Raw genomic sequence first — 12,954 nt, forward strand, 5'->3', positions numbered from 1 at the left:
TTTCGTTTCTATTAACGTATGTCTTCTCTGCATATATGTATAGGATGTTCGCCTATTAATGATAAGTTGTTTGCTGCAAAATAGAAAAAAAGAATCTTCGTATACCCTTTAAGCAGAGAAGACACTAAAATGATGTCTTCTCCTTAAGTGAATTTAACTTTTTACAGCTTTTTCCCAGTCTGACGTAAATTTTTCAATTCCTTGTTCTGTTAACGGGTGTTTTACTAATTGTTCAATTACGGCATACGGAATTGTAGCAATATGAGCCCCAGCAAGAGCTACTCGCGTGACGTGATCTGGGTGTCTGACTGACGCTGCTATAATTTGTGAGTCAATGTGCTGAATTCGAAATAGCTCTGCAATTCGAGATACCAGATAAACACCGTCTTCTGAAATATCGTCTAAGCGTCCTAAAAATGGCGATACGTATGTGGCACCGGCACGCGCTGCTAGAAGCGCTTGATTCACTGTAAAAATTAACGTTACGTTTGTTTTTACGCCTTTTTTAGCTAGATAACGGGTTGCTTCCAATCCAGCAATGGTCATAGGAAGTTTAATCGTTATATTTTTGTCTCCTCCATTAATTTTTATAAGCTCTTCTGCTTGAGCAATCATGTCATCTGCTGTTACTGTGTCGGGCGTGACTTCTGCTGAAACGGATTCTACTTCCGGGACGGTTTTTAAAATTTCTTCGATGCGATCTTCAAACTTTACGCCTTCTTTAGCTACTAGGGAAGGGTTTGTGGTAACACCTGATAATACCCCAATTTTATAAGCTTTTTTAATATCTTCCAGGTTAGCTGTATCAATAAAAAATTTCATCATGTATTCCTCCACTCGTTATGTTAAAAACAACTTTTCAGGGGCGTTTTTGCATGATTTTATGTTCAAATGGAATTGCCCTCTTCATATTGTCTTCATAAAATAAAATTTATTTCCTTTCAAATGCTGTATGTTTTTCTCCAAGTTTTCCCTCCCTTAAATTCATCGGAATAACTTTTATTTGCATGTATCATAATAATGATGTTGAAAAACCCCTCATATACCCCACTAAAAAACCTTCAGCATTTATGCTGAAGGTTGAGATACATTCTATTCTTAATTTTTTAGTCCTCTATAGCGAGCTGTTTTTAATTCTTGAACGTAGGGTTCAAAATCCGGCATCTCTACAGATCTCGCCAATTCTATTGCTTTTTCAATATCGTATGGAATACGCACAAATTGAATAGAAAATGCTGAAGGGCTTTCGTCTTGATCGTTTCCTTCTAAGATAAGATAAGAAGCTTGCGGTAAATCAAGCGGATTTCCTACACTTCCTACATTACATAGCGTTTTCCCTTTAATATGTTGAATAAATGCATTATGTACATCTCCGTAACAGATAACATCCGGCTCTCTTGATCCTTTTATATTTTCCGTATATTCCGTATTAGCAAATAGACTAAGGCGCTTTTCAAGTGAATCCCAGGGTTGAATTCGATCATAAAGACTTCTAGGTGAAGCGTGAAACATTCTAATTAATTTTCCGCTCATCATAAACTCAACGGAAAAAGGAAGTTCCTTTAAGTATGCCTCTTGGGTTGAACTTAACTTCTTTTGATGCCATTTTAACGCTTCAAATTCCGCAGGCTTTGTAATAAAGTCATCCCAGTTTCCCATTACTGTTACTTCGCACTTTTCTTTTATTATATCAATCGTTTTACTTGAATCCGGTCCTTTTCCTACTAAATCACCTAGACAAATGATACGATGGATATCTCGTTGTTGTATGTCAGCTAAAACTGCTTCTAATGCAGGAAGATTTCCGTGGATATCTGAAATAACAGCAATTTTGTCCATTGATTCCTCCACTCCTTTTTCATATGTATGTATTCAATTCTTTTCTTTATTATAACATTTTATAATAAGACCGTTTACTAAAACGGGTCCTCTTCATTTAACAAACAATGGTATAATCCGAACGGACATAAAAGGGAGGAATAAGAAGTGGATTTTTATAGATCAAGAAGAAATCTGTCTTTCTTATTTATTAACATAAAATAAAGGAGTACTGTAATATATTTATACGAGTACTCCTTTATTGGTAGTAAGGTAATATAGGAAGTCGTAAGATACCTCATTTATCTTGCGACTTTTGGTTTATAACTTATTGAACACCAACTGCGTCAAATGACTTGCCTACTGAAATTACTTCTTGAGAGCCTGAACCGTATAAATCAGCAGCAGCTTGTACTAAACCTGCACGCGCTTGGCTAAACGTTGTAGACTGAGTGAAGTATAGCGTATTGGCACGGTAATAAATTTTTCCTAGCTTATCGCCGCCGATGCCTGTTACAGTAACCCCGTAATGCGTTCCTCCGTTAGCTAGCAAGTAGGCTGCTTTGTTGATAATACCGCTGTTTGTATGAACCCCGCCGTTGTCACTAGAACCTGTATAGCGCTTTGAATAATGATCCGGATCTCCATATTTTGCTGGGTTGCTCATTGAACGAAGGGCATCACCGCTTGTTCCAGGCGTATAAATATCTTCTCCGATTTCCCAATCTGGATTGCGGTTGTCATAGTATTCTACCAATGTTCCGAAAATATCGGAAATTGCTTCGTTTAATGCACCTGATTCATATTGATAGATTAAATTAGAACTTCTTTCTGTGACCGCATGCGTCAATTCATGTCCGATAACGTCTAATCCTCCTGATAACGGAACAAAAGTATATCCATCTCCATCTCCATATACCATTTGAGAGCCATTCCAAAACGCATTATTGTAGCCGCTGCTATAATGAACAGTCGATTTTAGCGGAGCTCCTGCATTGTCATAGGAGTTGCGGTTAAATTTGTTTTTATAATAATCATATGTCACACCTGCATAATAGTGAGCATCTACTGCAGCTGCATCGCGGGTTGCATTGTACGTATTATCGGTATCTGCCCATAGAGTACCCGGAAGAGATGTACGATTTTTTGCATCGTACGTATAGATTGTGGCGCCTCTTGTATTATCTTGTAAGTAGTAAGTAGAACTAGATAACGTTGTCTTTAAGGATTTAGTATCTCCAAGCACTCCTTTACCTGAGCCAATAGCATTTGTGCCTGTTACAGGTTTCGCTGCCGGCTTTGCCGCTTGCTTCACGTCGGCTTTTGGACCAGCTACGGAATCAATCGTATTGTACTTATCTAGCACTTTACCGTTAATAGCATCAACAAAGTAATAATAGTTGCCTGGTTCAGGGCTTAAGAAATTTAAATTTACTACATAAGCATACGTTGTGTCTGAACCATTTTGATAAACATACAGTTCAGATGAAGGGGATTTTTCATACGTCGGTTTAAAGCCTAAATCTTTTTCAGCTGCTTGAATCGCCTTTTTGCTGTCAACTTGCTTCTGCCCTTTTAGCTTTTCCTTTTTATCTAAATCAGGAGCTACTGTACCTGATACAACTTTTAAGGTTCCATCTTTCGCTACGTGTGCTAATTGAGTAGATCCCCATACAGGAATATTATTGTATACCTGCTGCAAGCGTACAACGGTTGCTTGTTCAACGGGATCTTTCACTACTTCTGTTACTTTAAACGAGTTTTGGGCATTTTCGTTTCCTAATTTATATTTGTCTTTATTTTTATTCATATAGTGAAATACGACGTCTTGAGCTTTCTGTGATGATGGGCCTGAGAGCTTCCCAGAAATATACTCAGGAGATTTAATTTCTTTGTTGTACTTTTCAGTTGAAAGTACATTATTTGGCGCGGCACTGCTCGTATGTGCAAAAGCAAATGATGAAGAAAGAATACCAACTGATAATAATACCTTTAAAGCCTGTTTTTTCTTTTTCATAGTTTTTTTCTCCCTATCCCTAGTAAATTTAATTACCGCAATTTTTCTGTTAATTGTGATAATTAGCAACATTATAGCAACTAAAAATTACTACGTCTATATATTATTTCAATATTCCTATTATTATGAAAATTAAAAATAAATCTTTACAATAAGTCTTTTTTACCTATTTAAACTATATGAAAATCATTTATGTTGATTTTCATACAAGTGAAATAATTCTTCTGGGCAGGTGATAAAAACTAGTAGCCTAGTTAGTGCTATTGGCTCTTACTATCAACTCTCTGAAGCATTTTACAAAAATTACTTATAAGGAAAATTATAAATTCTAGCCCATTTTTAAGACTTAAATCTACTGTTCCTATTCATTTTTTATTTTTTTAATCTATTAATTAAATTTTTTATATGTTTTTTATGTATGTTCACGACATTATTTCATTATAGTACTAAGGTTTTATCCATATAAAAAAGCACGAATCTACTAAATTCTTTGCAGATTCGTGCTTTTTTTATTTGAAACATGTACAACCAACGATAACTAATAAAACAAATAGTACAACGATTAATGCAAAACCGCCACCGTAATTACCGTAGCCGCCGTAACCGCCGTAGCCATAACCACCGCCGTAACCCCAGTTACAAAATCCCATTTGACTTCACCTCCGTAGCCTGTTTACTCTATAGCATATGTACAGGCTAGGAAAAATGCTAGCCCATTTATCGCCCTTTTATTACGATAAAAAAGAGATTGAGACATAACGAAATTACTGCAATCAACCGCTAGAAACAACCAGCTAAATTAAACCCATGTTCACCATAAAAATAAAAAAATCCGAACGATGAATCGTTCGGATCTTCCTTCAACTAAAATACTTTTGTCCCAGCCTCTTTTAAGATAACAAATATTAACTTATTTACTTTTAGAAGCTTGTTCTTTAAAGCGAAGTATGTAATACGGAACAATACAGATAACCGCCAAAATGAGAGCCGTTAAACTGACTATGCGGGGATTATTAAGCCCAAAAGAATAGTCTCCAAAAGATGCTCCAATCGCAATAATAGCAAAAATAATATACAGAATACGAAATATGTTAATCCACTTTTTCTGTTTAATCGTAACCACTCCTTTGCTTATTTTACTTCAACATAGAATATTATAACTTTACTAAACAACTTGTTGCAAAATTTCTTCTTCCTTTAACTGATTACCTTTTAATCTAACGGTAAACAAATTTCCACACTCGTCCCTTTGTTTACTTCACTTTCAATACTAAGAGTTCCTTTATGCTGTTGGATAATATTAAAGCAGATCATTAATCCTAACCCGATTCCGTCTTCTTTAATACTGTAAAATGGTTCACCTAAATGTTTGATGCGTTCTTTTGAAATTCCTACACCTTCATCAATAATTTGAATATGAATATGATTGTTGTCCTTTTTTCTCAGCTCAACTTTAATTTCTCCTCCGGAAGGCATTGCTTCAATCGCATTCTTAAGAATGTTTATAAACACCTGTTTCATTTGATTGCTTTCACAATATACAAAAGGCATTTCTCCATATGAGTTAAGTTCAATAAAGATGTTTTTCATGGTTGCTTGAGGCTGCAGCAATAAAATCACTTGTTGAATTAACAGCTGCAAATCAATCGACTGAAATGTTACGGCCTGTGGTTTTGCCACAGACATGAATTCATCTGTAATCATTTCAATACGCTCAATTTCAGAGGATATAATGTTCATATAGGTTAACTCTTCTTTACTCGCTTTTTCAGTTAATAACTGCATAAACCCTTTGATGGCCGTTAAAGGATTTCTAATTTCATGAGCAATAGCTGTAGCAAGCTGCCCGACCGCTGCTAATTTCTCAGATTTCTGCAGCAGCTCTTCTGTTTTTAAGTACTCTGTCCTGTCTCTTGAAACAATAAGAAGCACTTTTTTGTTTTCTATATTGAACAACTTCCCACTATATTCTAGTTTTTTTATTTCGCCAGACTTAAATGTAAACTGTGATTGCAGCGTAAAAGAAAGATTTCCGTTACGAATTTGTTCGACTGTTTTTTGAACAATGTCAGAATCTCTAGGTATAATACCGTGACAAGGCATGGATAAAAGCTCTTCTCTCGTATATCCAAAGCGTTTACATCCAGCTTCGTTTACTTCAACAAAACGGGCAGGGAAATGATCCGAACCTATTTCAAGTAAATAAATCGCGTCGTTTGCATATTCAAATAACGTTCGGTACTTTAACTCACTTTCCTTAAGCTTACGATGCAGCAAATCAAGCTCTTGTTTAGCTTTTTTAGCTTCAGATATATCCACACATACTCCAGACAAACCTACCAACTCATCTTTCCCATTAAAAATTGGAGAAATGGTGATGCGAAGATCTACCAAACTTCCATCTTTACGAGCTCTGACAACTTCTACTCGATTGATTGCCTCTTTTTCAGCAACAGTCTTTTTTATATTCTCATGTACATCCTTACTAAAAGCTCCTGCTATATCGTAATATTTTTTCCCAATGACTTCATGGGATTTCCATCCATATACTTTTTCATAGGCCTCATTAACTCGCAAGATTTGCCCTTCTAAATCAGTTATAATAACCGCATCCATGTGATGATTAATAAAAGACTCCAACTGTTCTTTCGTATATTCCAGTTCTTTTTTCATTATTCTGACAAAAAAAGAATCTTCTTCATCCTTACATGAATCTGATCCAGCATAAGCAGCTTCTTCTGCTACAGCGTAAAATTTACGATAAAATTCTATCGTCGCTACGGCTACTCCCAGTCCGAGAATTCCGAACATTAAATATTCTATTTCGCTATAAAACGGCGACTGAATAGGTGTATTCCAGAAGTAATTTGTCAATAAGACATGAACGATAAAATGAAGAAAGAAACAAAGAAGAGATTGTTTTAATAAAGAAAACTGCTTTTTATATCGAATAAGAGGAAGGGAAAACAAAAAGGTAAAAATTAAAATTAAGATAGTCAGTAACCAATGACTTTCTAAATAGATACTGCACACAGCCATAGTGATACCTGCAACTGCACCGGCTCTATAACCAAAGTATAGAACGGTCAAAATAAGAGGAAGAAAACGTAAATCATATGTAATCTGTTGATACGTAACGCTATACACCATAAGAATAGCAGAAACAATACTTGCATAAATACCATTCATCCATTTGTATTTATGGGCTAGACGCTGTAACAAAAATATTCTTATCGCAATCATAATACTGACAAAAAACGAAAAAATACATAAGTTAACAAACAATCCGCTACTAACCACTCCTTCTATTCCTCCTTTACTTGTAAATATGCGTAAAATAATTCCCTTATATAGAGAGTGTAACATGAATAAGCGCTGCTATTTATAAAATTAATAAAAAAACTAGTCTCGCCCGAGGCAAGACTAGTTTTTTATTATCTATGTTGGTCTTGATACATAGGTCCTTCTGAAATCATATTACTTTCAGAAACGTACGTAGGATCTGAATGAGCATCTTTATTCAAGGTAGCATTTACCTGCTGTTTTTTAGATAAACTTGAAAGTTTTACTTTGGCACTTCGAACAAGTCCTTTTACTTTTCGTCGTTTCGCAGCATCGCTTAATATATAAGACGTAATGCCGACTCCTACCGTTGATAATGTAATACCTGATATCAATGCTTTTTGTTTTCGTTTTCTCATAATAGCTCCTTCCTTGTACCTTTTTGAATCTTACAGTGACTTTTCCCTATCAGGTAATCTCTTAAACCAGATTATTCGGATTATTCACTTCTTTAACAAGACGCGGCAGTGTGTCCGCTCCTGCTATCCCATCTGAAAAAAGGCCATACCGATTCTGGAATTTTTTCACTGCAGCGATTAATTCATCTCCATAGAAACCGTCTGCTCCAAACTTCGGAAGAGAAAAACCTAGCGCAAGTAAGTTTTGCTGAATTTGTTTGACTCCTAATCCTCTATCACCTTTGGAATACACAAAGGGTCCTTTTGTATTATTCGTCATAGATAGATTTGTTGTGACTTCTTTAAAAAATGAGTAGTCCATTTCATTTATATCCACATTTGTAGAAATTCCTTTTACTCTGCCAGAATCCGTATACTGAAACATTGCCCATCGCTGCCACTGACTTAGCTTACCAGGGTGCTGCATACCGCCTTGTCTGTTGGCTGCACTATATCTTGCTACCCACAAAGGATACTTACTTATTTCGTTTGTAAAAAAAGTTTTAGCAAAATGATAGTTCGTATATACGATAGGCTTAATCCCTGTTGTTTTGTGAACATGCCCGAGCCAGCTTACGGCAAAGCAAGAAACAAATTCTTTGGATTTTTTCTTATCTTCTTCTAAATCCAAACATGGCGGAAGGTCTAGTTTCATTTGTCCAAGCTGAGCAATAAAAAAAGCAGCTTCTTTCTCCGGGCTATTTGTACAGTGAGCATAATGATAAAACCCTACTCTCAAGCCCGCATTTTTAGCACCTATATAATTTTCATAGGATCTAGGGTCTACAAAAGTTCCACCTTCTGTTAACTTTATATACACCCCTTTTACTGAGGTATTTTTTATTTCTTTCCAATTAATGATTCCTTGATGATGAGAAGCGTCGAGAATAATAGGATTATTTGAATGTCGCCTTTGCATAGTTTTCACCTCTTTTGCTAGCTTCCTTATGTATACGACGAATCTCTCAAAACCCCTGTTTTTTCCGGATCCTGATATTCTTTTATAACGATGTGTAAAACGTTGCTCATTTGAATCGCTAAATAAGCTTCGTGCTTTTTGTCATAATAACGATACCATCCTTGTGTATGAATAATAGATTCCTCAAGCTCTTTTACATTTTCTGATTCAACCAATGTACTGATTGATTTTTCATTTCCAAAATAAAACTTCACTTCGTACGTCACTTGAATCCCTCCTTTATAAAAATGTAAATACCCTAATCGTATGTATTTGAATCTAGTACAAGGTAGTGTAAAATTTCTTTTAATCCGCAGTTTCTTTTTATGTGTTTATTTAGAACAATGTTTATTTTATTAAAACAAGAAACCAAGCATTCTGAGCTGCTTGGTTTCTTGTTTTATTTTGATGGATGAATCATATTAGCAGGATTTACCCAGTGCTCAAATTGTTCTTCAGTCAGAAGGCCTGTTTTGACCGCTGCTTCTTTTAATGTCGTTCCTTCTTTATGAGCCAGCTTGGCGATTTTAGCCGCATTTTCATAACCTATGTGCGGATTTAACGCTGTTACAAGCATAAGAGAATTTTCTAGATTATGCTGAATCTTTTCTTTGTTGGGTTCAATTCCTACTGCGCATTTATCGTTAAAAGCCTGCATGGAATCTGTCAGCAATCTGACTGATTGTAAAAAATTATAAATAATAACTGGCTTAAATACATTTAATTCAAAGTTTCCTTGACTAGCCGCAATGCCAATCGTCACGTCATTCCCAAGCACTTGTGCAGAAACCATTGTTAGAGCTTCACTTTGAGTTGGATTTACTTTTCCAGGCATAATAGAACTTCCTGGTTCGTTAGCAGGAATCGTAATTTCGCCTAGTCCGCTCCGAGGACCGCTTGCCAGCCAGCGTACGTCATTGGCGATTTTCATTAAGTCAGCTGCTAAGGCTTTGAGTGCACCGTGGGCATAAACCACTTGATCGTGACTTGTTAATGCATGAAATTTATTAGGTGCTGAGATAAATGTTTTTCCAAGCGTGCTGCTGATTTCTTTCGCTACTTCATCGCCGAAGTCGGGATGTGCATTTATCCCCGTCCCAACAGCTGTACCGCCAATAGCTAGCTCTTTCATATACTCTACGCTTTGTTTAATCATTTCTTCATTCTTTTCGAGCATATGATGCCATCCGCTAATTTCTTGTCCTAGTGTTAGCGGTGTAGCATCTTGTAAATGGGTTCTGCCTATTTTAATAATATCTTTAAACTGCTCTTGCTTCGCAGCGAACGTTTCTTTTAATGTTTTTAGAGCAGGCAATAATTGATCTTCGACTTCTAGTACAGCTGCAATATGAAGAGCTGTAGGAAAAGTATCGTTAGAGCTTTGTGACATATTGACATCATCATTTGGATGAAGCGTTTCGTCGCCATTTATTAGCTGGTTTCCCCGGTGGGAAATCACTTCATTTACATTCATGTTTGATTGCGTTCCGCTTCCTGTCTGCCATACCACTAAAGGAAAATGTTCATTCCATTTCCCTTCAATAATTTCGTTAGCAGCTTGTACGATGGCTTCCGATTTCCCTGCTGATAGTTTGCCTAGTTTATGATTACTAATAGCTGCACTTTTCTTCAAAACCGCAAAAGCACGTATTACTTCAATCGGCATTTTTTCAATCCCTATTGGAAAATTTTCTTTACTTCTTTGCGTTTGCGCTCCCCATAGTTTATCTTCTGCCACTTTGATTTCTCCAATTGAATCTCTTTCGATACGATAGCTCATAGTTAGAACTCCTTTTCAATATTTTCTTTACCTATTAGTATTGATTATATGGATGAATTTCATGACATAATAACAATTATTCACTGTTGAAAATTCCCTTTATTTTATTTTTTAAACGGTATTAAATACTTTGATTATTTAGCTCATAGTTTATTTTGATTTCCTAATATAAAAAAAGATCCGAAGAATACGCTCTTCAGATCTTTTTTGAATACGTCTAATTTTACTTATGAATCCATACAGCACCGGCTGAATTGTCTTTTGCTTCACCAATTACGTCTAATTTTAATCCGTTTTGAGGAAGCAAGCGGCCTGCATCTTTAATTCTTTCATCTAAATACGATTTTTTGTCGTTGAAGCTTGTAACTCCATTTGATCCTTTAGATGAAATAGTTCCCCACGTTTTATGGGAATATGACCAAGCAGGTGATTTATCAAATGAGAACGCCGCGTCTGCAATTTGATATCGGCTTGAATTTGCTGTCGTGCTAATCCCATTCACATTAAAGTAAAGAACTTTATGAGCATGGGAATCAACCACGCCAAGGAATCCTTCACCTGGATGTTGTCCTACCCAGTTATCAAGGTAGCTTTCATCTGCGTACCAAAGCAGCATGCCTGTATTATATTTTGCACCTCGCGCGAATTGAAGTGCTTTATCGCTGCCTGCATAGTTTCTCCACTCAAGGTAATAATAGTTGTCTTTATAGCTGATGCCGTTTGTCTTTTCAAATCCATCTAACGTTACTTTTGGCGCTCCTTCAGCATCGTCCGTAAATACCGTTTTTCCATCTACTACTAAACTGGCATTATCAAGTGCAAATCCTTGAAGAGCAAGTCCTCCGTCTGTTACGTATTCAAATTGAAGCTTGATTTTTTTACCTTTAAACTGCGTCAAGTCATAGCTTTTATCTTCCCAGTTTCCGCCGGAAGTTTCTGCGGAACCGTCTGCGTTATTCGCTTTATCACCAATTGTATCTAACAGAACTTTTGAACCGTCAGGAAGAATCGCATTTACATATAAATAATCGTATTCTGCCTCTACTTCATAGAACGCTTTATAATTGAACGTCGCTGTTTTGGCCGTTGTTAAATCAAACTCTGGCGTCGTCATTGTCGTATGCAGATCATCTCCGCGTTTACTGTAGTAGTAGTTGCTTCCAAACTCAGGCTTAATCCCTTGAACAGCTTTTTTAGGTAAATTAATCTTCACAATACCCGGTCGTTTAGATTTTGTCACGCTTTGATCAACCACGCTCACAGAGCCCGATTTTGTAATGTTTTTGCTGTCGATTTGTTGAATATTTGCCCAGTTTCCATCCATATTTGCTTGGAAAAACTCTTTATTTTGCGGGGAGAAACTTGTCGGTTCTGTTCCAGCTACTTCACCAGCCCAGCTCCCTCCGCTCATAATTGACCAAACGCCTACCGGCTCACCTTGACCCGTATACTGTGTATCATACTCATCCGGCAAACCTAAATCATGGCCAAATTCATGAGCAAAAACGCCAACTGCTCCGTCTTCTGGTTCAATTGTATAATCATAAGCAGCCATGTTTGTTCCAGGAACTTTATACACTTGTCCCAAAGTAGAGCGATGAGACCAAATAGCATCGTTTCCTAGTTTACCTCCACCTGCTTCTTGCCCAGTTCCAGCATGAATGACCATTAAGTGGTCCACTATGCCGTCAGGCTCATTGCGGTTGCCGTCTCCATCGATATCATATTGATCGAACTGATCATAATCTGAAAGGTTAATGCCGCTTTTTGCTGCAGCAGCAAGCGCTTCTTTTACAAGATTACGAGGCCCTTTAGATCCAGGCGCATTATCGTTTCCTCCCGCTGGGTTGTCTGCTCCGTATTCTTTTGCGTTTCCAGGTACAGTTAACCAGTCAGAAACCGTTCCATCTACTGTGTAACTACCTCCAGACTGTTCTTCATAATATTGTTTAAACGTTTTAATTTTCTTTCCGTTAAATAGCGTAAAATCTTTCTTTCCAAACATTAATTGCTGATAATGATTTCGGTTAAAATCTTTTGCATACATGTAACCAGGTTCTTGAACGACATTGTTATGCTTAAAGTCTGCGTATTCGACTAAAAGAACAAGAACTTTATCTTTTCTCACTTGTCCTTTATAGTTTGCCTGAGCTGCAGGTTTAACGTTTACCCCGTTCCCCGAATTGTTTCCTTGAGACTTAATGTTAGCAAATTCGCCTCGTTGAAACTTTTCTTTTTGTTTTGTTTGCATTTCTTTCGCTTTCAAATCAATTTTGCTAGCTTTATGTCCCTTCATGCTCTCTTTATGTGCATCTTTTTTGTTTATGTAAGAAGTAACGGCTTTCTTCACTTCTTGCGGTGTTGCACTTTGAGAAATAACTCCTTGGTTTTTCAGTGCGTTAGCCAATCTTTCTTCCGGTACTGTATTCATATCAATTGGTGAACTCGGAAGTTCATCCGATTGTGCGGTTTTAGCTGAAGCAGTACTTCCATTCATAAGTACTGGCCCCACTCCGCTTAATGTAACAGTTGTGGCAAGAAAAGATGTCCCCAAAATCTTTTTCCAGCTTTTCAAGTAAACCCCTCCATTTTAGAATTTTCAAACTATTAGCAAGATTTATTTTATATTCTAAAACTAGGA

At 36.7% G+C, this 12,954-nt stretch carries 11 protein-coding genes; all 11 read right to left on the bottom strand.

Annotated features, from left to right (window positions below; all coding sequences use genetic code 11):
• Positions 1-153: 153 nt before the first annotated feature.
• Positions 154-822 carry a fructose-6-phosphate aldolase gene (gene fsa / locus LAV82_RS18590; protein WP_499716839.1) on the bottom strand — a complete coding sequence of 223 codons (669 nt, stop codon included), beginning with the start codon at positions 820-822 and terminating at the stop codon, positions 154-156.
• A 276-nt stretch (positions 823-1,098) separates the two neighbouring features.
• Positions 1,099-1,839: a metallophosphoesterase family protein gene (locus tag LAV82_RS18595; protein WP_013057025.1), complete on the bottom strand. Its 741-nt coding sequence runs from the start codon at positions 1,837-1,839 to the stop codon at positions 1,099-1,101.
• A 307-nt stretch (positions 1,840-2,146) separates the two neighbouring features.
• A complete protein-coding gene (locus LAV82_RS18600) occupies positions 2,147-3,835 on the bottom strand; it encodes a M4 family metallopeptidase (protein ID WP_499716689.1) in 1,689 nt (562 codons plus the stop codon).
• A 509-nt stretch (positions 3,836-4,344) separates the two neighbouring features.
• On the bottom strand, positions 4,345-4,485 hold the full coding sequence (locus LAV82_RS18605; RefSeq protein ID WP_013057023.1) for a YjcZ family sporulation protein: 141 nt from the start codon (positions 4,483-4,485) through the stop codon (positions 4,345-4,347).
• 260 nt (positions 4,486-4,745) lie between these two features.
• Positions 4,746-4,958, bottom strand: coding sequence for a hypothetical protein (locus LAV82_RS18610; protein WP_013057022.1), 213 nt, complete (start codon positions 4,956-4,958; stop codon positions 4,746-4,748).
• A gap of 89 nt (positions 4,959-5,047) precedes the next feature.
• The gene (locus tag LAV82_RS18615; RefSeq protein ID WP_499716690.1) at positions 5,048-7,135 is read right to left on the bottom strand and encodes a PAS domain S-box protein; all 2,088 of its coding nucleotides are present in this window, start codon (positions 7,133-7,135) and stop codon (positions 5,048-5,050) included.
• Positions 7,136-7,269: 134 nt separating this feature from the next.
• Positions 7,270-7,536, bottom strand: coding sequence for a YbyB family protein (locus LAV82_RS18620; RefSeq protein ID WP_013057021.1), 267 nt, complete (start codon positions 7,534-7,536; stop codon positions 7,270-7,272).
• A 61-nt stretch (positions 7,537-7,597) separates the two neighbouring features.
• Positions 7,598-8,494 carry a GH25 family lysozyme gene (locus LAV82_RS18625; RefSeq protein ID WP_499716691.1) on the bottom strand — a complete coding sequence of 299 codons (897 nt, stop codon included), beginning with the start codon at positions 8,492-8,494 and terminating at the stop codon, positions 7,598-7,600.
• 26 nt (positions 8,495-8,520) lie between these two features.
• Positions 8,521-8,760, bottom strand: coding sequence for a hypothetical protein (locus tag LAV82_RS18630; RefSeq protein ID WP_013057019.1), 240 nt, complete (start codon positions 8,758-8,760; stop codon positions 8,521-8,523).
• Between the two features lie 173 nt (positions 8,761-8,933).
• Positions 8,934-10,313, bottom strand: a complete 1,380-nt coding sequence (gene fumC / locus LAV82_RS18635) for a class II fumarate hydratase (RefSeq protein WP_499716692.1) — start codon at positions 10,311-10,313, stop codon at positions 8,934-8,936.
• Between the two features lie 223 nt (positions 10,314-10,536).
• A complete protein-coding gene (locus tag LAV82_RS18640; RefSeq protein ID WP_499716693.1) occupies positions 10,537-12,888 on the bottom strand; it encodes an immune inhibitor A domain-containing protein in 2,352 nt (783 codons plus the stop codon).
• Positions 12,889-12,954: the final 66 nt, after the last annotated feature.

Source organism: Bacillus sp. ILBB4, assembly GCF_035064545.1.
In the GTDB taxonomy this organism is placed as follows: Bacteria; Bacillota; Bacilli; order Bacillales; family Bacillaceae_H; genus Priestia.